17 protein-coding genes and 1 pseudogene are annotated in these 19,669 nt (G+C 69.7%); 11 read left to right on the top strand and 7 right to left on the bottom strand.

Annotated features, from left to right (window positions below; all coding sequences use genetic code 11):
* Positions 1-13: 13 nt before the first annotated feature.
* Positions 14-1,036: an alpha/beta fold hydrolase gene (locus ACH442_RS40495; protein ID WP_396343438.1), complete on the bottom strand. Its 1,023-nt coding sequence runs from the start codon at positions 1,034-1,036 to the stop codon at positions 14-16.
* A gap of 95 nt (positions 1,037-1,131) precedes the next feature.
* Here ACH442_RS40495 and ACH442_RS40490 point away from each other — a divergent pair, with 95 nt between their 5' ends.
* The 3 genes from ACH442_RS40490 (at position 1,132) to ACH442_RS40480 (ending at position 3,703) form a co-directional block, all read left to right on the top strand.
* Positions 1,132-1,605: a carboxymuconolactone decarboxylase family protein gene (locus ACH442_RS40490; protein ID WP_396343437.1), complete on the top strand. Its 474-nt coding sequence runs from the start codon at positions 1,132-1,134 to the stop codon at positions 1,603-1,605.
* Positions 1,606-2,300: 695 nt separating this feature from the next.
* Positions 2,301-3,092 carry an AbfB domain-containing protein gene (locus ACH442_RS40485; protein ID WP_396343436.1) on the top strand — a complete coding sequence of 264 codons (792 nt, stop codon included), beginning with the start codon at positions 2,301-2,303 and terminating at the stop codon, positions 3,090-3,092.
* A gap of 14 nt (positions 3,093-3,106) precedes the next feature.
* Positions 3,107-3,703 carry a DivIVA domain-containing protein gene (locus ACH442_RS40480; RefSeq protein WP_396343435.1) on the top strand — a complete coding sequence of 199 codons (597 nt, stop codon included), beginning with the start codon at positions 3,107-3,109 and terminating at the stop codon, positions 3,701-3,703.
* 250 nt (positions 3,704-3,953) lie between these two features.
* On the opposite strand, the gene ACH442_RS40475 is transcribed toward ACH442_RS40480, so the two are convergent.
* A complete protein-coding gene (locus ACH442_RS40475; RefSeq protein WP_396343434.1) occupies positions 3,954-4,916 on the bottom strand; it encodes a helix-turn-helix transcriptional regulator in 963 nt (320 codons plus the stop codon).
* A 56-nt stretch (positions 4,917-4,972) separates the two neighbouring features.
* Between ACH442_RS40475 and ACH442_RS40470 the strand changes: the two genes are divergently transcribed.
* Positions 4,973-5,626 carry an alpha/beta fold hydrolase gene (locus tag ACH442_RS40470; RefSeq protein WP_396343433.1) on the top strand — a complete coding sequence of 218 codons (654 nt, stop codon included), beginning with the start codon at positions 4,973-4,975 and terminating at the stop codon, positions 5,624-5,626.
* Here the strand turns inward: ACH442_RS40470 and ACH442_RS40465 are convergent.
* Together ACH442_RS40465 and ACH442_RS40460 are read right to left on the bottom strand one after the other, a co-directional pair.
* The gene (locus ACH442_RS40465) at positions 5,623-7,386 is read right to left on the bottom strand and encodes a thiamine pyrophosphate-dependent enzyme (RefSeq protein WP_396343432.1); all 1,764 of its coding nucleotides are present in this window, start codon (positions 7,384-7,386) and stop codon (positions 5,623-5,625) included. The genes ACH442_RS40470 and ACH442_RS40465 overlap by 4 nt on opposite strands.
* Positions 7,387-7,395: 9 nt before the next feature.
* Positions 7,396-8,106, bottom strand: coding sequence for a class I SAM-dependent methyltransferase (locus ACH442_RS40460; RefSeq protein ID WP_396343431.1), 711 nt, complete (start codon positions 8,104-8,106; stop codon positions 7,396-7,398).
* Between the two features lie 243 nt (positions 8,107-8,349).
* Between ACH442_RS40460 and ACH442_RS40455 the strand changes: the two genes are divergently transcribed.
* Complete coding sequence (locus tag ACH442_RS40455; protein WP_396343430.1) at positions 8,350-9,351, top strand: hypothetical protein; 1,002 nt, start codon at positions 8,350-8,352, stop codon at positions 9,349-9,351.
* A gap of 347 nt (positions 9,352-9,698) precedes the next feature.
* Here ACH442_RS40455 and ACH442_RS40450 read toward each other — a convergent pair whose 3' ends face one another.
* Complete coding sequence (locus tag ACH442_RS40450) at positions 9,699-10,655, bottom strand: zinc-ribbon domain-containing protein (RefSeq protein ID WP_396343498.1); 957 nt, start codon at positions 10,653-10,655, stop codon at positions 9,699-9,701.
* Between the two features lie 63 nt (positions 10,656-10,718).
* Positions 10,719-11,111, bottom strand: a pseudogene (locus tag ACH442_RS40445) (zinc-ribbon domain-containing protein); the annotation flags it as partial.
* 51 nt (positions 11,112-11,162) lie between these two features.
* On the opposite strand from ACH442_RS40445, the gene ACH442_RS40440 reads away from it, so the two are divergent.
* Positions 11,163-11,846, top strand: coding sequence for a Mu transposase domain-containing protein (locus ACH442_RS40440; protein ID WP_396343429.1), 684 nt, complete (start codon positions 11,163-11,165; stop codon positions 11,844-11,846).
* Here the strand turns inward: ACH442_RS40440 and ACH442_RS40435 are convergent.
* On the bottom strand, positions 11,773-12,744 hold the full coding sequence (locus tag ACH442_RS40435) for a LacI family DNA-binding transcriptional regulator (protein WP_396343428.1): 972 nt from the start codon (positions 12,742-12,744) through the stop codon (positions 11,773-11,775). The two genes, ACH442_RS40440 and ACH442_RS40435, sit on opposite strands and share 74 nt — an antisense overlap.
* Positions 12,745-12,943: 199 nt before the next feature.
* On the opposite strand from ACH442_RS40435, the gene ACH442_RS40430 reads away from it, so the two are divergent.
* Genes ACH442_RS40430 through ACH442_RS40410 form a run of 5 tightly spaced genes read left to right on the top strand, consistent with a single transcriptional unit; the run spans position 12,944 to position 19,644 of the window.
* Positions 12,944-14,200, top strand: coding sequence for an extracellular solute-binding protein (locus tag ACH442_RS40430; protein WP_396343427.1), 1,257 nt, complete (start codon positions 12,944-12,946; stop codon positions 14,198-14,200).
* Positions 14,201-14,203: 3 nt separating this feature from the next.
* Positions 14,204-15,166: a carbohydrate ABC transporter permease gene (locus ACH442_RS40425; RefSeq protein ID WP_396343426.1), complete on the top strand. Its 963-nt coding sequence runs from the start codon at positions 14,204-14,206 to the stop codon at positions 15,164-15,166.
* On the top strand, positions 15,163-15,972 hold the full coding sequence (locus ACH442_RS40420) for a carbohydrate ABC transporter permease (protein ID WP_396343425.1): 810 nt from the start codon (positions 15,163-15,165) through the stop codon (positions 15,970-15,972). Before ACH442_RS40425 ends, ACH442_RS40420 begins: the two co-directional genes overlap by 4 nt.
* 11 nt (positions 15,973-15,983) lie before the next feature.
* Positions 15,984-17,888 carry a glycoside hydrolase family 127 protein gene (locus tag ACH442_RS40415; protein WP_396343424.1) on the top strand — a complete coding sequence of 635 codons (1,905 nt, stop codon included), beginning with the start codon at positions 15,984-15,986 and terminating at the stop codon, positions 17,886-17,888.
* 58 nt (positions 17,889-17,946) lie between these two features.
* The gene (locus tag ACH442_RS40410; RefSeq protein WP_396343423.1) at positions 17,947-19,644 is read left to right on the top strand and encodes a hypothetical protein; all 1,698 of its coding nucleotides are present in this window, start codon (positions 17,947-17,949) and stop codon (positions 19,642-19,644) included.
* Positions 19,645-19,669: the final 25 nt, after the last annotated feature.

Below are 19,669 nucleotides of genomic sequence, written 5' to 3'. Positions count from 1 at the left end.
GCCGGGAAATACCTCAGTTCGCGCCGCCGGTCGCCACGTACCAGGCGGCGATCTGCGAGCGCGACCGGAAGTCCATCCGCAACCGGATCCGTTCGACGTGCGCCTCCGCGGACCGTTCCGCGATGCCGAGCCGCTCGCCGATCTCCCGGTTCGTGCAGCCCTGCGCGATCAGCCCGGCGACCTCCCGCTGCCGCACGGTCAGCGCCGGGAGAGCCGCGCGGCGCCGCACCGGCAGCCCGAGGAAGCGCCGGATCTCCCGGATCAACGGTTCGGCGTCACCGACGTACGGCAAATGGGATCTTCCCGGGATCACCACGAACCGGGCCTGCGCGATCCCGTCCGCGAGCCGCCGCCCCAGCTCGATCGGCGCCGCCCGGTCGCGCTCGCGATGCACCACCAGAGTCGGCGCCGTGACCCGCTTCAAAAGATCGACGACATCGATTCTGTACGCCATGAGCAGCATCGCGCAGGCCGTCTCCGCGCTCGCCGCCTCCCGCTGGTACCGGGTGAACGCGGCCCGCGTCGGCCCGTCAGCGTCCGGCGCGAACACGTCCCCGAGCAGCCCGGACGCCAACCCCCAGTGCTGCCGCACCAGCCCCAGCACGTGGGTCTGGATCTCCGGCGCGGCCACGTCCGGCCCGTACGCCCAGCCGCCGTAGAGCACCAGCCGCGACACCGACGACGGATGCTCGGCCGCCCACGCCGCCGCGACTGCCGCCCCACTGGACACACCCATCAGGTCGAACTGATCACTTCCGGTCGCGTCGAGCACGGCTTGCAGCGCGTCGAACTCGTGCCCGAGCGTGTGATCCGGGGACGCCGGCGTGGACAGGCCGCAGCCCGGTTTGTCGTACCGGACAAGTTCTCGCCCCTCGGAGAGCGCTTCGAAGAAACCGCGCTCGGCGGGCAGCGCCCAGCTGAGCTCCAGGTGGCTGAGCCATCCGTTGACGTAGACCAGCGGCGGCCCGCTCCCACTGACCGCATAGGCGACGCGCCCACCAGCCGGCGAATCCGCCCACGCGACGCGCTGTCCCATCGCCGCAGTCTATGAGACCCAGGTCACGTCACAATCCGGCGGCCGGGGCGGTCTGAATGGTGTCGAGCAAGGCCACCACGGCGAAGGAGAACATCATGAGCACTCGACTGAACTTCCCGAACACCGAGGTCGGCGTCAAGGCCTACAAGGGCTTCCTGGCAGTCACCCGCGCCGTGGCCTCGTCGTCGCTGCCGCAGTCGACGGCGCACCTGGTGGAGATCCGGGCGAGCCAGATCAACGGCTGCGCGTTCTGCATCGACATGCACACCAAGGACGCGGTGCACGCGGGCGAGAGTCACCAGCGTCTGCACCTGATCGCCGGCTGGCGGGAGGCCACCGTCTTCACCGAGGCCGAGCGGGCCGCGCTGGAGCTGGCCGAGCAGGGCACCCGGATCGCCGACGCGGCCGGCGGTGTCCCGGACGAGGTGTGGGCGAACGCGGCCAAGCACTACGACGACGAGCAGCTGGCCGCGCTGATCTCGCTGATCGCCGTGATCAACTCCTGGAACCGGCTGAACGTCATCCTGCAGAGCCCGGCCGGGGCCTACGTCCCCGGCCAGCACGGCTGACCGGGCACCACCGGGTGGGGCGGCACGCCGTCCCACCCGCCGGGCCGGGTACGGGCAACCCGGGTGTGGCGGGCGTGTTTCCGCCGGTCGCCGGGTTCGCCGAGTAGACCGGGAACGTTGGTCCGGCCCCGTCGCCTCGGTATACCTCCGGGATGACAAGCAACACCGATGCAGGACCAGGGTCACCTCCGGCTCGGCGGGCGGTCCCGGTCACGGGCCACCCCGGGCGGGCCATCGCCTCGGCGACCGCGAGGCCGATCCCGGTCACGGGCCACCCCGGGCGGGCCATCGCCGCGGCGACCGCGAGGCCGATCCCGTCGGTGCCACCCCTGACCAGCGCAGGGCCGGCCGGTCCGGCTACTTGGCGGCGCTGAGCACCTACTCGTGCAGTGGAAGTCACGCGGCGAGGGTGCGGGAGGGGCCCGGGCAGGCCAAGACAGGTGGTCCGGCGGCCGGACCCCCCGCACACCGGCGGACGGCCACTGACGATCCATCGGCGCCGTTTGCTTCGCTCACGAAGTATCGGCAACAAACCTACGAGATACTTGAGTTGACAAATTCTTTTGGGGCACGTTCACTCCCCCTGGCAACGTGATCTTGCGCATTCGCGCACCCCCGCACCGCCCCGTTCCCACACCGATCCGCGTCGTGTCAGCGGCGACGCGTGCTGCATCATCCGTCAGGAGTCGTCTGAGATGCCGGAGAAAGCCGGTTCCGTGTCGTCGAACCGAGCGCTGCTGGTGCTCACCGTGGCCACCGTGCTCGCCGTGCTGAGTTTCGCCACGGCGGCCACCCTGGTGCAGCTCGGCTCGCCGTCGGTGCCGCACGACCCGGCCGGACCGCCGAACTGGGTGATGCCCGTGCCGTCACCGCCGGTCTCGATCCTTCCGGCGCTGCCCGGTGGCCTCCCGCCGAGCGGCCCGCAGGCGCTGCCGGTCGGCGGGGCTCCACAACCGACCGGCGCCCGGCCACCCCGGGCCGGTTCCGTTCCGAAGCCCAGCGCGAGCACCCCGCACAGCGCACCGGCCAGCCGCAGCATCGCGGCGACCGGGGCGCCCGTCAGCCTGACCCCCGGCACCACGATCGGGCTGGGCGTGGCGGCCCTGCCCGGATACCGCGTGCGGCACCGGGGTCCCGGGGTCAGCCTCGACGTCCTGACGGCGGTGAGCACCGCGGCCGATCGCGCCGACGCCCGGTTCGTGGTGCGGGCGGGACGAGCCGACGCCGGCTGCCTGTCGTTCGAGTCGGCCGACCACCCCGGCGCCTTCCTCCGGCACCGCGACTTCGTGCTGCGCTGGGAGCAGTCCGCCGGCACCGCCCTGTTCGACCAGGACGCCACCTTCTGCCCGGTCACCACCGGCGGCGCGACGGCGCTGCGCTCGGCCAACTACCCCGACCGTCACCTCGTGGTGACCATGGGCGGCATCCAGCTCACCCAGGTTCCGGCGCAGTGGGCGACCGGCTTCCAGGCCCTCGCACCGCTGTGACAGCGGGACGAAGGGTGTCGCTGACCCCGCCGGACCTCAACGAGGTGGCGTTCCGGAGGCCTCCGACGGGCCGGCCCGGCTACGACGAGAACCAGGTCGACGACTTCCTGGACGCGTTGCACCACCGGTTCACCGAGCTGACCGCACAGAACCGGGAGCTGAGAGAACAACTGCACGAGGCCCCGGAGCAGGAGGCGGCCTTTCTCACCGCACACTTGCGGCAGCTGCGGGACGAGCAGGCGATGGCCGAGCAGCGGGCACGCCGGCTCCAGCTCGAACTGGACGAGGCTCGCGCCGACGTCTCGGGAATGGTCGCCATGGCGCAACGCACCGCGGACAACTACCTGCGCGACGCCGAACACACGGCTGATGCCCTGCTGACCGCCGCCCGCACCAAGGCTGACCAGCTGACCAGCGAGGCGGCGATCAAGGCGTCGACCATCGAGAGCGACGCCCGGCATCGGCACGCCCAGGCGATGAGCGCCATCACCGCCGACCGCGCCGCCGCGCTGCAGGACATCGATCGCCTGGAGTCGGCCGCGCGAACGCTCCTGACCGGGATGCACGAGCAGGCCCGGCGACGACTGCAGAAACTGGATCCGCTCGCCTGAGCCGGCCCATGGCCCGGCGGGCTCCGACCGGGCCGGGGCGACCGCGCCGAGTTTCTCCGCGCCGTCGCCCAGCCCGCCGGCGACCAGCCGGATCGCCCTGGCCAGTATCGGCGGGGTGGACCGGTCGAGCATCTCGCGCACACCGGCCAGAAACGGACCACTCGCCGCGCCTCGAAGACCGTTTCCCCCAGGGCGCCGAGGTTGGCGTCGTTCTCCGCGGTCCCGCGGATCCGCACTCGGCCTGATCCGGTCACCCCGAGGCGGCGGCCGCCTGCAAGCGGGCGGCGAGGACGGCGATCTCCGCCCGCAGCTCGGCCGGCTTCTCCACGGTGAAGTCGTGGCCCAGCCCGGCGAGCATGCGGGCCATCCCGTCGAGCCGTTCCGCGCGGGCGGTCAGCCGGACGTCACGGCCGGCCCGGGTGAGCGTGGCCGCGGTCGGCGGGATCTGACGGCGTACGTCGTCGAGGTCGGCGTGCAGGAGCACGGACACCTCGTGCCGCCACGCGCCCGTGGCCAGACCGCCGGCGACGTGCGCGGCCGGGTCGAAACCGGCCGGGACCTCGAACGTGCCGTCCTGGACCGCCGGGTCGCGGACGCGGTCGAGCCGGAACGTGCGGACCGCGCCGCGCGTGTGATCACGACCGGTCACGAACCATTTCCCGGCATGGAACACCAGCCCGTACGGATCCAGCCCGCGCACACCCGGCTCGGCACCCGGCTTGGCGTAGGTGAACGTCACCGGACGGTGCCCACGGGCCGCCGCGGCCAGCGTGAGCAGCGTGCTGGTGTCGGGGTTGGCACCGGCCACCGGCCGGTTGGCGGCGAAGTCGAGCGTCGCCAGCAGCGCGTCGGTGCGGGCCCGCAGCCCGGCCGGCAGCACGCGCTGGATCTTGGCGAGCGCGGTCTCGGTCGCCGCCGCGGTCGTCGACAGGCCGATGCGGCGACCGGCGACCAGGCCGAGCAGGACGGCGAGTGTCTCTTCGTCGGAGAGCATCAGCGGTGGCAGGCGGTAACCGGGGGCGAGCGTGTACCCGCCGTACCGCCCGCGCTTGCCGGTCACCGGAATTCCCAGTTCGGCCAGGTGCGTGGCATAGCGTCGCACGGTCCGCTCGTCGACCTCCAGCCGCTCCGCGAGGTGACCGACGGTGACCCCTGCGGGCGCGGCCTGGAGCAACTCCAGCAGACCGAGCACCTTTCCCAGCGGCTGTGGCATGGACCACACATTATACCGGGCGGAAGTTGCCCGGTATTCGGCCTAGCGTCAGCGGCATGACGACATATGTGCTGGTTCCGGGGTTCCATCTCGGCGGATGGGCGTGGGACGCGGTGGCTTCCACGATCAAGGACGAGGGTCACGACGTACGGCCGGTCTCGCCCCGCCTCGATCCCGGAACCGGCGTCGAGGAGCACGTCCAGCAGCTCACCGACGTCCTGGACACGCTCGACGACGTGGTGCTGGTCGGGCACAGCTACGGCGGCCTGGTGATCACCGCGGCCGCTGATCGCAATCCGTCACGAGTGCGACACCTGGTCTACGTCGACACCGGGCCGCTGCCGGACGGCATGTCCCAGGCCGACTTCGACGGAACCCCGCCCGTAGCGGTCGGCGGCATGCTGCCCGTGCCCGTCGAGGCGCCCCCGGCGGCGATCGGCTTCGACTGGGCGGTCGTGCGGGAACGCGGCTGCCCGCAGCCGGTCGCGACCGCCACCGACCCGGTGCGGCACGGGGACGCGTGGCGGGCTCTGCCCCGTACCGGAATCCTCTGCTCTTTCTCGGCGGCGCAGGTCCGCGAGTTGGCGGCGACCGTGCCGGCCTTCGGCCTGATGGCCGGCGACGGCTGGACCTACCACGACCTGCCGACCGGCCACTGGCCGATGTTCTCCGAGCCCGCCGCCCTCGCGTCCCTGCTGCTCAAGATCTAGTCGCGGAACTGCTGAATCTTGTCCTTGAACAACGTGGTGGCGATGGCTGCCTTGTGGGGCTGACCCTTCAGCCACGCCGTGGCGAACTTCTTGGCCTGGTCGTAGGAGACCTTGCCGGGCAGCGGCGGCTCGTCCGGGTTGACCGCGACGTCGAGCAGGGCCGGCCCCGGGTACGCGAGCGCCTCGCCGAGCGCACCGGCCAGGTCGCCGGGCTTGTCGACGCGCAGGCCGAAGGCTCCGCAGCCCGAAGCCCACCCGGCGTAGTCCGGCAGGGGTGACCCGAAACGGACACCGTGTTCGGGGTAGCCCAGCACCATCTGCTCCCACAGGATCTGCCCGAGCGAGTTGTTGTTGTTGATGACCACCTTGACCGGCAGGTTGTAGCGGACCGCGGTGTGGAACTCGGCCATCAGCATCGCGAACCCGCCGTCCCCGACGTAGGCGATGACCTGCCGGCCCGGGTACGCGTGCTGGATCGCCAGCGCGTAGGGCAGCCCCGGCGCCATCGTGGCCAGCGTCCCCGACAGGTAGAACTCGCGTCCGCCCCGGATCTGCCAGTGCCGGGCCGCCCAGGTCGCGATGGTGCCGGAGTCGCAGGTCATCACCGCGTCGTCGGCGGCCTGCACGTCCAGCTGGTGGGCGAGGAACTGCGGCGCGATCGGGTCCCGTTCGGCCGATTCCAGCGTGGCCATCGCGTGCTGCCAGTCGGCGAACTTCTCTCGGTACGACCGCAGCAGCGACCCCTGTTTCGTCTCGAGCAGCGGCAGCAACGCCCGCAGCGTCGTCGCGACGTCGCCGACCAGCGGCACGTCGGTCGGGATGCGGGCGCCGGCGCGGATCGGGTCGATCTCGATCTGAACGACCTTCGCGCTGCCGGGCTCCGGCAGGAACTTCGTGTAGGGGAAGTTCGTGCCGAGCATGAGCAGCGTGTCGGCCTCCTCCATCAACTCCTCGCTGGGTTTGGTGCCGAGCAGACCGAGACCCCCGATGACGTACGGCGAATCGTCCGGCACCACCATCTTGCCCATCAGCGACTTGACGATCGGGGCGTCGAGCTTGGCCGCGACCTCCTCGACGAGCGCGCCCGCGCCCCGGGCGCCGACCCCGGCGAGAATCGCCACCTTCTCGCCGGCGTTGAGCACCTCGGCCGCCCGTCGCAGGTCGTCGTCGTGCGGCCGGACCTGCGGGGACAGGAAGACCGGCGACGTCGCGGGCGGGCGCACCGGCGCCACCGACTGGTACGGGTCGTCGTGCGCCGGCGCGATCTGGATGTCGTTGGGGATGGTCAGGTGGGCGACGCCGCGCCGCGCGTAGGCGGTCCGGATCGCCAGGTCCACGAGTGTCGGCAGCTGAGCCGGGTTCATGACCACCTGGTTGTATTCGGTCACGTCCTCGAAGAGCCGGTCGAGGGCCACCTCCTGCTGGTAAGAGGTGCCGAGCACACTGCTCTCCTGCAGCCCGGTGATCGCGAGGACGGGCACGTGGTCGAGTTTCGCGTCGTACAACCCGTTGGCCAGGTGCACCCCGCCGGGCCCGGACGTCGCCAGGCACACCCCGATCCTCCCGGTCGCCTTGGCGTGCGCGACGGCCATGAACGCGGCCGCCTCCTCGTGGTGCACGAGCACGAATCTCACCTTGTCCGAGTGCCGCCGCAGGCCCTCCATGATCCCGTTGATCCCGTCGCCGGGCAGGCCGAACACGGTGTCGACACCCCAGGCGGCGAGCCGCTCGACGAGAACCTCAGATGTAATCTCAGCCACCTGGTTGGCCTACCCGGAATCCGCGCTCCCAATCCGGCCCGCGGTTGCCGTGATCAGCCAGGCTCGGGCGTCGAACCACACGCCGTCCGCACTGGCCCGCTCCTGCAGGACCTGGCGCAACCGCGGCCGCGAACGCTCGTCCAGAAACCCTTTCGTGCAGGTGAAACCACTGATCCACGCCACCGCGGCATCGGCGTCAGGACCATGGAAGACCTTTTCCCGTACGTCGTGAAAGTCCACCTCGACGAACCCCGCGCTCGCCAGGATCGCCGCGGTGCTCCCCCGCCCGGCCAGCGAGAACGCCTCCGGAGCCGGCGGTGCTCCGATCGCCGCCCGGATCGTCACGTCCCACTCGTTGAGCTCGGCCTCCCGCCACACGAGCATGACGAGCCGGCCGCCGGGCCGCAGCGCCCGCCCCAGGTTGCGGAACGCGGCCACCGGATCGTCGAAGAACATCGTCCCGAACCGGCTGACCACCACGTCGAACGCGCCCGCCGCGAACGGGTGGGTCTGCGCGTCGCCCTGCACGAACGTCACGTTCCCGCCGGCCGCGGGCACCGCGCGCACGTCGATCCCGACCGCGCTGCCCGCCAGCCGGCCCGCCTCCCGGGTCGTCCCGCCCGCACCGCAGCCGACGTCCAGCACCCGGTCCCCGGGCCGGATCGCCCAGGCCCCGCGCAGCACCTGCGCGAAGCGGATCAGCTCGGCGTCGTAGTCCACCAGCCCACCATCAGGGGCAGTTGTCCTCGATGTCCAGACCGTGGCCGACCAGCATCCGATCGGCGAGCCGGGCGGCCGGCGGCCCGCTTACCCCGACCCATGCCCGCCCCCGCTGCAACGATGATCGTTGGAGCATAGGCCGGGCCGGAGTCTCCGGCGCCCGAGGGCAGACTTATGAGCCGTCGGGGCAGACCTCTCCGTTCACCGCCCGGACGTCTCGCGTTGGTCGGGCATAGTGGCCGGATGCCAGAGCACGTGCACCAGGAGGCCAGGTCCGCGCGCCCGTCCCGGCCCCCGCGCACCACCGGCGGTCACGCCCCGAACGATGCGGCTTCGGTGCTCGCCCTCCAGCGCACCGTGGGCAATGCCGCCGTCGGCCGCCTGCTCACGATCCAGCGCGTGCAGCAGAATCAAGCCGCGGCGCTGCCCGCACCGATCACGATCAACGAAGTCGAGGAGATCCGGCGGTACCGGGCCGACACCCCCAACGCGGACGTGCAGGATCTGCTCGACCAGCTGATCCCGCACCTGGACCGGATCTCCGCCTGGAACCGGCAGAACGGGACCGGTGGCGGCCACACCCAGATCGATCAGGACGCCACCGCCGCCGCCGGCAGCAACCGGTACGCCATCAACTACGCGGGCAACGGCACGGTCCCGCAGCAGGTCGCCATCCTGGTACACGAGCTGACCCACGTCCTCATCAACGAGTCCTACGACTCCGACATGCTCAACTATCCGGTGGCCCCGCTCCCGGCCGGCTCGGCCGCGACCACGGAAAGCCAACGGCAGTCGGAGCGGATCGCGGCCACCGACCCGGAGCAGCTCCGGCAGTTCGAGGCCTACGTCACCAGCACCGCCGCCGACCTGCTGCACCTGCTGCCGGGCGCCGGGTTCGCCCCGGCCCGCGTCTCCGAGGTCGCGCAGAAACTCAGCGGTCACACCGCGACGAAGCCGATGTTCGAGTTCGACGCGGTCCTCAGCCACCTGCTGACCTGGTCCGACCAGGACGACATCGCCACCACGTCGCCGTTCTACCAGCGCTTGCGAGCCGCCGTCGCCGAAACCCGGACCTGGCGCCAGACCGGCGTCGTCACCCCCGGGCCGGCCGGCAGCGTCGACACGGAACTCGGCCGCGTCACCAGTGCCTGGCCCGCGATCAACGCCGTGACCCGGCCGCCGGCACCTCCGCGACCACGCACCCGCGACCGCATCCTCGCCATCCTCAACAAACTGAAGCGGTAACCCATCAATCGATCAGTGCGCAAGAGCCCGCAGGTCAGGGTGCGTTCTTCTGAACTGATCAGCATGGTGGGGCAGCGAACCGATCCGGCCCTGCCAGTGCATTCCGGGCACCTCGTCGGACTGCGCGACCTCGGACTCAACGCCGCTGATACCGGCATTCGGCAACCCGCGACACTACCCTGGCCATCGTATTCACTGGCCTTATTCACTGGCCTTATCATTGGCAGCCGCACAGCGGCGCACAGCGGCGCACAGCGGCGCGGCAGCCAAGTTCCTACTCCGGCCCTGCCGCTCAATTGGAGTCGCGCCGGCCTGCTGCACAGCAAACGCTTGGCGAATGACGAGGCCTACAACTTCGCTAGGCTTGCCCAGTGGCCGGTGACGAGACGTCGGACCTCGACCAAGGTGATGACTTCAGGATTAATGGTCTCTGAGTAGCCGACAGGCATTTGAACCTTGGAGAGCCCTGGGCAAGCCCCAAGGCGCCTCAAATCGGTCAACACTGCATTTTCCAAGTCTTTGATGCGTCGGCCGTCGGGCGAATGCATTTTCAGAACATGACCCAGCTTGACGAGGCCACGATTGCTGTATCTCAGGGTCGCCGACCGCTGAACTAGATCGTTGGTCACGCCGAGCTTCCAAGCTAAAAGGGTGCCATCAGTAGAATCGCGTACGGTCTTGATGTAGAAGAAGCCAGGCTGGCTCTGGTCGTAACCACTTCGAGCGCACGACGGGCAACCCCGGCCGCGCACTGCTCGGTTCACGACCGTCGCATGCCATCGATGTCCTTCTGGGCACAACCACGGAAGCTTGGCGTTCCATCCAAATCCGACGGCACTCGCATCCCAGCCGTCCGCCTGCGTGGCCAGTTTTGGATGAGTCGTCGTAAGGTCGTTGTAACCGGCCTGAATACGCTGGCCGGCGCAGAACGGGCAGCCGGTAAGAGCGTTCGTACGGTTGTTGGGGGTGGCTGTCCATTGATGCCCGCGAGAACAGCGCCACAGGAGCTTGGTCTCGGAACCATAGGAGTACTGGAAGGGGTCCCAGCCCGCAGCCTGCGCGGCCAACTCGGGGAACATCTCAGCCAAGCTCCGGCCGGCCTGTGGCTTACTATGGAATTCGGCAGTCCTTTTGTACCCACATTTCGAGCAGCCGCTACCTCCGACGCGGTTGCTGAGTGGCGCCAGCCACTGATGCCCGCACTCAGCGCAGCGCCACGGCATCTTGCGATTCGACTTCGGCTTGAACTTCGACGGATCCCAGCCGTCCGCCTCGGCGGCAAGCGCTGGGTACTTGTCAAGCAAGCTTTCCCCTTCGCCTGGTACGGCTAGGGCCGCCCCGCGGCTGCGCGCACTGCATCGGGGACAACCCGCACCGTTGGTTCGGTGGACGATGCGCGTCTGCCATTCGTGCGAGCAGGAGACGCAGCGCCATGGCATACGTTTTCCGGAGCCGAGCCGATAGTGAGCCGGATTCCAGCCAATAGCCTCCGCGGCCAACTCGGGACGCAGCTCTGCCAGGCTAGCGCCCGTTGGCAGCATCAGGCGCTTAGCGGCAGCGCGCTCCCGCCCGCACGGCGGGCACCCCACGCCTAGCCGAGTGCGGTTTTCCACTCTGGCTGACCAACGATGCCCGCAAGATGGACAACGCCACGGCAGTTTTCTGGACGCACCAGGATGGACAGTGCTCGGGTCCCAGCCGTCGGCTTCCTTCGCCAGTTCCGGGTGAAGATCGATCAACGACTCCTGCCTCGGCTCCATGAGACGGAGAGTAGAGCGGGGGTACGACACTTCCCCGCTGCCGGGCAACGCGTGATCTCCGGTGGCTTCAGTCAGCACTGTGCCCCAGTGATACCGATACCCGACGAGAACGATCCGTCGGCGCCCCCGCTGCCGGTCACGGCGTTCACCCTGGCCGAGTGGTCTCGGTCCAAGGTCGCCCCGGACGTCCACGTCAAGTGCGGCAAGACGCTCTACTCGGTGCCCTGGCGCCTGATCAGGCAACTGGTCGACATCCGCGCGACCGCAACGATGGTGCAGATCTTCCAGCACGGCGAGCTGGTCAAGACACACGTTTGTAAGGACAAGGGCCGGGCCATGGACGTCGCGGACCACCCGCCGGAGAAGATCGCCTTCCACACGCGAACTCCGCAGTGGTGCCGCGAACGGGCCGAGCAGACCGGCCTGCGGCCGCCGCGGGTGTCGCCGAGCTGCTGGACGGGCCGGCTCTCCATCGGCTGCGTCCGGCGCGAGAGCAATGCCCGAGCGTTGGCGTTCTGCCAGCGAATCGGCTTCCGGACGACGCGCAAGGCGATCCCGTACCGACCCCACCCGGTCGAGCACTGCCACATCATGGAATACGAAAAAGTTGAGGCCGTGCTGACCTCGCGACCCGTAGTCGCCTCGGATGCCGGCTGCTTTCTCAGACGGCCGTCGAGGCGCGAGGTACCAGACGGCACGGCTGGGCCCGCTTGCCGTGTGCCGGCTCGCCGTTGATGGCGGCCAGCAGCAGTTCGGCCGCGGTCCGGCCGATACCTTCCAGGTCCATGTCGATGCTGGTGAGAGCGGGTCGGCTGGCGTCGACCATGACGTCCCAGTTGTCGAAGCCGACCAGCGCGACGTCGCCGGGCACGTCGCGGCCGGCTTCGCGGAGGCCTTCGGCGACGCCGCGGGCGATCTGATCGTTGCCGCAGAACACGGCGTCGAAGTCGGCTCCGGCGGACAGCAGCATTCCGGCCGCCTGGCGGCCCCACGCCTCGGTCCACTCGCCGTGCAGGACCGGGGCGGCCGGCTGCAGGCCCTCGGTGGCCAGCGTGTGGATCGCGGAGGCGGCTCGAACCTGGGCCGAATGGTGGTGTTCCGGGCCGGTGACGTGGGCGATTCGCCGCCGGCCGGTTTCCAGCAGATGGCGTACGGCCCGGCGGGCACCGTCGGCTTCGTCGGGCACCACCGAGCAGTCATCCGGGTCGCTGGAGCTGATGAAGGCGTACACCACCGGGACCGGCAGGCCCGTTCCGAGGGAGGCGCGCGCCTGGGTGCGGCGGCCGGTGACGATGATGCCGTCGACTTTGCGGCCGAGCAGCGTACGCAGGTAGTACTGCTCGCGGATCGGGTCGTCGCGGGCGTCGCAGAGGAACACCGACATCCGGCCCGCGCCGAGCGCGTCTTCGGCACCGATCAGCAGCGGGATGCTGAACCGGCCGATAGTGTCCGTGGTGATCATGCCGACCGTGTAGGTACGCCCGGTCTGCAGGGCCCGTGCGGCCGCGTTGACCACGAATCCGAGCTGGTCAGCGGCCTGCTGGACCCGCATCCGGGTCTCCGGCCGCAGCGCTCCCCGGCCGTTGAGCGCTTTGGAGGCGGTGCCGGTGGAAACTCCTGCGAGCGCCGCCACCTGGCTGATCGTGACGGCTCGTTCAACGGTGTTCAGTGTTTCCTCCCCGGTTTCCGCCGCTCCCGGCAAGGGCGCGCAATGTGACCGTAACTTGCTCTTGACATGCGGGCAAGCGGCTCCTAGCTTCGAGGCAATCGTTTTCCTTCTGTTTCCGTGCAGCGTTTCCTCCCTTACACACCACCGTTCAAAGGGAACCATCATGACCGTCTCCAAGCGGACCGCTCGGCTGCGCGCCGCCGCGGCTCTGGCCGTGACCGCCTGCCTCGTGACCGGCTGCTCCTCCTCCGGCTCCGGCGACTCCAGCTCAGGATCCGCCGACACCGAGTACGCCGTCTGGGATCCGTACCCGCAGTTCGACGACAGCTCGGACTGGGTGAAGCTGCTGACCAAGTGCGGCACCGACGCCGGCGTCACGGTCAAGCGCACCGGCTACGACACCACCGACCTGACCAACAAGGCCCTGCTCGCCGCTCAGCAGGGCAACTCCCCGGACGTGCTGATCGTCGACAACCCGGTCGTCTCCACCCTGGCCGAGGCCGGCGTGCTCACCACCACGGACGAGGTCAAGATCGACACCGCGGCCGTGTCGCCGAACCTGCTCGCCGCCGGGCAGCAGGGTGGGAAGACGTACGGGATCCCGATCGGCGCCAACACCCTGGCGCTCTACTACAACAAGAAGGTGCTGGACGCGGCCAAGGTCGACCCGGCCACGATCAAGGACTGGGCGTCGCTGACCGCCGCGCTGGAGAAGGTCAAGGCGGCCGGCAAGAAGGGCATCACGTTCTCGGCGATCGGCACCGAAGAGGGCTCGTTCCAGTTCCTGCCCTGGTTCTGGGGCTCCGGTGCGAACCTGACCCAGCTCGACTCGCCGCAGGGCGTCGCGTCGCTGACCCTCTGGACCGACTGGCTGAAGAACGGCTACGCGCCGAACTCGGTGCTCAACAACACGCAGACCACCAGCTGGCAGGAGTTCGCCGCCGGGGACTTCGCCTTCTCCGAGAACGGCACCTGGCAGCTGGCCAATGCCAAGAAGACCGGATTCGAGTACGGCATCATCCCCATCCCGTCCCAGGCCGGAGGTACTGCCCCGGCACCGACCGGCGGTGAGTTCGTCACCGCCCCGGTCCAGTCGGACACCGGCAAGTACGCCACCACCCAGAAGATCATCACGTGCCTGACCAGCGCAGACAACGCGCTGACCACGGACACCACGCTCTCCTACGTGGCGGCCACCACCGCCGTACAGGAAAAGCAGGTCGCCGCGAATCCGGAGCTGAAGGTCTGGGTCGAGGCGGTGCAGGCAGCCAAGGGCCGGACCAGTGACAACCTCGGCACCAAGTACCCGAAGATCTCCCAGCCGATGTGGGGCGCGTTCCAGGCCGCGCTGTCGGGTTCGAAGTCGCCGCAGGACGCGCTGAGCGCGGCCCAGCAGACCGCCGCCTCGGCTACCAAGTAGCCCATGGTTCACGACGTCACGGCTCGTCCCTCCCCCGCGGCCCGGCCGCGGGTGGAGGGGCGCCCTCCCCAGCACGAACGGTCCCGGAACCGGGGCAGCCGCTGGGCGGCATGGGCGTTCCTCGCCCCGGTGATCATCTACCTGGTCGCGTTCTACGCCTACCCGCTCTACCGCAACCTCGACCTGAGCCTGCGCCACTACACGGTCCGCAGTTTCGTGCAGGGCGACGCCCCGTTCAGCGGCATCGACAACTACACGACGGTGTTCGGCGACCCGACGTTCGGGCCGGCTCTGCTGCACACGCTGGTGTTCACCTTCGCCAGCATCGCGGTGCAGTTCGCGGCCGGGCTCGCGCTCGCGGTCTTCTTCAAGCAGCACTTCCCGCTGTCGACCACGCTGCGGGCGTTGTTCCTCGTACCGTGGCTGCTGCCGCTGATCGTCAGCGCGTCGACCTGGTCGTGGATGCTCAACAGCGACTCCGGCATCGTCAACTGGAGTCTCGGGCTGCTCGGCGTCGACCCGGTGAACTGGCTGACCTCGCCGGACTGGGCGCTGACCAGCGTGATCATCGCCAACATCTGGATCGGCATCCCGTTCAACCTGGTCATCCTCTACAGCGGGTTGCAGGCCGTCCCGGCCGAGGTGCACGAGGCCGCCGCGATCGACGGCGCCACCGGCTGGCAACGGTTCTGGCAGGTGACGTTCCCGCTGCTGCGGCCGGTCTCGGCGATCACGCTGCTGCTCGGGCTGGTCTACACGCTCAAGGTCTTCGACCTGATCTGGATCATGACCAAGGGAGGGCCGACCGACGCGTCGACCACCCTCGCCACCTGGTCCTACCGGCTGTCCTTCGGCAACCTGCTGCCCGAGTTCGGTCCCGGCGCCGCGGTCGGCAACCTGCTGATCGTGATGGCGCTGGTGTTCGGGCTGTTCTACATCCGGATCCAGCGGAGGCAGGCGTCATGAGCAGACCGCTGAAAACCGGGATCGGGGTGGTGCTCACCGCGATCATGCTGTTCCCGATCTACTGGATGATCAACGTGTCCTTCACCAAGGACACCGACATGCGCGCCGACCCCCCGCACTTGTTCCCGCTGCACGGCACCCTGGAGGGCTACCGGGCTGTCTTCGAGCAGCAGATGCCGTACCTGGGAACGAGTCTGATCGTGGGTCTGGGCACTGTCGCACTGACCCTGGCACTCGCCGCGCCGGCCGGATTCGCCCTGGCCAAGCTGCGCCCACGCGGCACCGGAGTGCTCAACTTCGTGCTGCTGATCGCGCAGATGATCCCCGGGGTCATCATGGCGATGGGCTTCTACGCCATCTACCTGCGCCTCGGCGTGCTCAACAGCGTGCCCGGCCTGATCCTGGCCGACTCGACCATCGCCGTACCGTTCGGCGTGCTGATCTTCACGGCATTCATGTCCGGCATCCCGGACGAGCTGATGAGCGCCGCGATGATCGACGGCGCCTCCCGGTGGCGCACGTTCCGCTCGGTGATCCTGCCGGTCTCGCGCAACGCGATCGTCACGGTCAGCCTCTTCGCCTTCCTCTGGGCCTGGTCGGACTTCGTCTTCGCCACCACGCTCGACGGCGGCGGCACGCACCAGCCGATCACGCTCGGCATCTACCACTACATCGGCAACAACAACCAGCAGTGGAACGCCATCATGGCCACCGCCGTGATCGCGTCCATTCCCGCAACGCTGCTGCTCATCCTGGCCCAGCGTTACGTCGCGGCCGGCGTCACCGCCGGCGCTGTAAAAGACTGAGGAACACCGACATGACTGCACCACTTGGCCCCGTCGTGCCCACCGCCCAGGCCATCAGTACGCTGCGGCCACTGTCCGCGGAGGCGGTCCGGCTCGCGCCGGCCGGTCTGCTCGGCGGCTGGCAGGCCCGCAACGAGACCGCCACGCTGCCGCACTGCGTGACCCAGCTCGACGCCGCCGGCAACCTGGCCAACCTGCGCCGGGTCACCGGGGATGCCGACGGTGACTTCAACGGTTTCTGGTTCGCCGACACCGACGTGCACAAGACTCTCGAAGCCGCGTTCTGGTCAGGAACCGCCACCGGGTTCGTCACCGAGGCGGCCGAGTTGCTGGAGAAAGCCCAGGACGCCGACGGGTACCTGGACTCCTACTACCAGGACCCGGCCAACCGCGACAAGCAGTGGGCGGAGCTGCACTTCAGCCACGAGATGTACACCGCCGGGCATCTCATCCAGGCGGCGGTCGCCGCGGCCCGGTCGGCACCCGCGGACGCCGCGGCGCAGCAGGTGGTCCAGGTCGCTCGCAAGTTCGCCGACCTGCTGGTACGGCGTTACGCCGACTCCGCCGAGGTGGACGGGCACCCCGAGGTCGAGACGGCGCTGGTGGAGCTCTACCGGGTCACCGGCCACCGGCCGTACCTGGACCTGGCCGCCCGGTTCGTCGACAACCGCGGCCACGGCGTGCTCGGTGAAGGCCGGTTCGGGTCGCCGTACTTCCAGGACCATGAGCCGCTGCGGCAGGCCACCGAGGTCACCGGGCATGTCGTGCGTCAGCTGTACCTGCTGGCCGGCGCGGTCGACGTGGCGGTCGAGACCGGCGACGAGCAGCTGCTCGCCGCGGCGGTGCGGCTGTGGGACTCGGCTCTGGACAGCCGCACGTACATCACCGGCGGGCAGGGTTCACGGCACCGCGACGAGGCCTACGGCGACCCGTACGAGCTGCCGCCGGACCGCGCGTACGCCGAGTCCTGCGCCGCGATCGGCAGCTTCCAGCTCGCGTGGCGCCTGCTGCTGGCCACCGGTGAACGCAAGTACGCCGACGAGATGGAGCGGCTGATCTACAACGGCATCGCCGGGAGTACGGGCGTCGACGGCGCCAGCTTCTTCTACTCCAACCCGTTGCAACTGCGCACCGGGCACGACGGCTCGCACGAGGACGCCCCCTCGCAGCGCCTGCCGTGGTTCTCCTGCGCCTGCTGCCCACCGAACCTGGCCCGGTTGATGGCGTCGCTGCACACCTATGTCGCCACCGGCGACGCCGACGGTCTGCAACTGCACCTTTACGGGGCCGGCACGGTCACCGCCGGCGGGCACACCGTCGAGGTGGAGACCAGCTACCCCTGGGACGAGCAGGTCGCCCTCACCGTGGTGTCCACCTCGGCGCCGGCCTGGACGCTGTCGCTGCGCATCCCGGGCTGGTGCGCCGACGCCCGCCTGGTGATCAACGGCCGGGCCGAGCCGGTGGACGCGTCCGACGGATACGTCCGGCTGCGGCGTGAATGGCAGCCCGGCGACCGGGTGGAGCTCACCCTCGCCATGCCGGCGCGCACCGTGATCGCGCACCGCCGGGTCGACGCCGTACGCGGCACCGTCGCCCTGGCCCGCGGGCCGCTGGTCTACTGCCTGGAGCACGCCGACCTGCCCACCGCACTGGCCGCTCTTCCTTTCGAGGACCTGGAACTGGACCCGGCCACCGAGCCGGCGGCCGCCTACCACACCACCGGGCTCGCCCCGGTCACCCTGCGGGTGCACCTGCGGGCCTCCGAGGGCGTGACCGAAACGCTCTACCACGACCGGCCCGGCCCCACCCCGCCGGCCGCCGGCGGTGTCGCCGCCGCCATCCCCTACTTCCTGTGGGCCAACCGGAAGCCCGGACCCATGCGGGTCTGGATCCCCGTGGCCGCACCGGAGGCGTAACCGAGCGGGCGGTTCCACCGCCGCCCGCTCACCACCCCTTCCCCCTGGAGTGACGACCGTGCACATCCGAAGAACCGCCGCAGCCGTAACCGCCCTCACCGTCCTGGGCATCCTCGCTCCCGGCCTGCCCGCGCAAGCGGCCGGCAACACGCTCACCGTCAACGTCGGCACCACTGTCCGCCCGGTCACCCACGTCGCCGCCGGCGGCCTCTACGCCGTCGACACCGGCACCAAGCCGCCGCTGGCGCAGATGTACCCGCTGCACCTGAACCACCTGACCCAGCCGCCGTACGGCGTGCAGCAACTCGGCAACGGCGCGACCACCCCGTGCTGCGACGGCCTGGCCGTGGCCGGGAAGGTCACCAGCGCCGGCGCCCAGCAGTTCTGGCGGCTGCCGGACGTCTACCCCGACTTCCCGTACAAGTGGGTCAGCTGGACCGACTGGGAGTCCAAGGTCCGCACCATGGTCAACGCACGGGTCGCGGCGACCGGCACCACCAACGTCGACGGCTACGAACTGTGGAACGAGCCGGACTGGACCTGGAACACCAGCTCGGCCGGCACCTTCAACGCCGGCTGGACGCGCACCTACCAGCTGATCCGCACGCTGGACACGGTCACCCCGATCGTCGGGCCCAGCTACTCGTACTACAACCACAACGCGATGCTGGCCTTCATGACCAACGCCCGTGACACCGGCACGCTGCCCGGCGTGACGGTCTGGCACGAACTCGGCACCGACGACTACCTCAACGTCCAGGCGCACGTCGACGACTACCGGGCGATCGAGCGGTCGCTGGGCATCTCCGCCCGGCCGATCTCGATCAACGAGTACGCCGCCCCGGCCCAGGTCGACATCCCCAGCGTCGGCGTGCACTACATGGCCGCCTTCGAACGCGCCGGCATCCGCGACGCCGAACGCGCCTACTGGTACGAGGCCGGCACCCTCAACGGCCTGCTCTACAACAACGCGCCGACCGCGTCCTACTGGGCCTACAAGTGGTACGGCGACATGGCCGGCAACGTCGTGCAGACCGTTCCGTCCTCGTGGCTCGACGGCGTGGCCGGCTACGACAGCACCCGCAAGATCGTCAACGTGGTGTTCGGCGGCGACAGCGGCGCGAACACCGTCAAGGTCAACGGCCTCGCCGCGCTCGGCTCCTCGGTCAGCGTAAAGCTGTCGCGTACCGGCACGACCGGCCGCACCACCAACCAGTCCGCGCCCACCACCGTCTCCACCAGCACCTACACGGTGTCCAACGGCAGCATCACCGTCCCCGTGTCCGGGATGGACGCACTGGCCGCCTACCAGCTGCTGATCACCCCGGCCCAGGGTGTCGCCAGCTGGCAGCAGCGTTACGAGGCGGAGAACGCCACCGCGGTCAACGCCAACCGTTTCACCTCGGCGTCGGCCTCCAACGGCGGCTACGTCGGCCAGATCGACGGCACCACCAACTCCCGCAACCAGTCGTTCGTCGACTTCGTCGTCAACGTGCCGACGGCCCGGTCGTACACGATGACCATCGGGTACGCCAACGGCACCGGCGCCACCTCGACCCAGGGGCTGGCCTACAACGGCAGCGCCTGGAAGACGGTCAGCTACCCGGCGACCGGGGCGTGGGGCTCCTTCGGATCCACCGTCAGCACCACGGTGACGCTCAACGCCGGCTACAACGTCATCCGGCTCGCCAAGGGTTCCCCCGGCTTCGCCGGTGGCACCGGCTACGCCGAACTGGACTACATCAACCTGGCCTGACGCGCGGACGGGCGTACCGTTCTCG

This window comes from Actinoplanes sp. NPDC020271 (genome assembly GCF_044388125.1).
Taxonomy (GTDB): domain Bacteria; phylum Actinomycetota; class Actinomycetes; order Mycobacteriales; family Micromonosporaceae; genus Actinoplanes.
Note: the sequence above shows the minus strand (reverse complement) of the source record. Positions and strands in the feature narration are given on the sequence as shown.

What these genes read in the sequence shown, in the direction of transcription:
- ACH442_RS40495 (WP_396343438.1), bottom strand. Translation starts at nt 1,036, where the DNA reads ATGGGACAGCGCGTCGCGTGGGCGGATTCGCCGGCTGGTGGGCGCGTC.
- ACH442_RS40490 (WP_396343437.1), top strand. Translation starts at nt 1,132, where the DNA reads ATGAGCACTCGACTGAACTTCCCGAACACCGAGGTCGGCGTCAAGGCC.
- ACH442_RS40485 (WP_396343436.1), top strand. Translation starts at nt 2,301, where the DNA reads ATGCCGGAGAAAGCCGGTTCCGTGTCGTCGAACCGAGCGCTGCTGGTG.
- ACH442_RS40475 (WP_396343434.1), bottom strand. Translation starts at nt 4,916, where the DNA reads ATGCCACAGCCGCTGGGAAAGGTGCTCGGTCTGCTGGAGTTGCTCCAG.
- ACH442_RS40470 (WP_396343433.1), top strand. Translation starts at nt 4,973, where the DNA reads ATGACGACATATGTGCTGGTTCCGGGGTTCCATCTCGGCGGATGGGCG.
- ACH442_RS40455 (WP_396343430.1), top strand. Translation starts at nt 8,350, where the DNA reads ATGCCAGAGCACGTGCACCAGGAGGCCAGGTCCGCGCGCCCGTCCCGG.
- ACH442_RS40430 (WP_396343427.1), top strand. Translation starts at nt 12,944, where the DNA reads ATGACCGTCTCCAAGCGGACCGCTCGGCTGCGCGCCGCCGCGGCTCTG.
- ACH442_RS40425 (WP_396343426.1), top strand. Translation starts at nt 14,204, where the DNA reads ATGGTTCACGACGTCACGGCTCGTCCCTCCCCCGCGGCCCGGCCGCGG.
- ACH442_RS40420 (WP_396343425.1), top strand. Translation starts at nt 15,163, where the DNA reads ATGAGCAGACCGCTGAAAACCGGGATCGGGGTGGTGCTCACCGCGATC.
- ACH442_RS40415 (WP_396343424.1), top strand. Translation starts at nt 15,984, where the DNA reads ATGACTGCACCACTTGGCCCCGTCGTGCCCACCGCCCAGGCCATCAGT.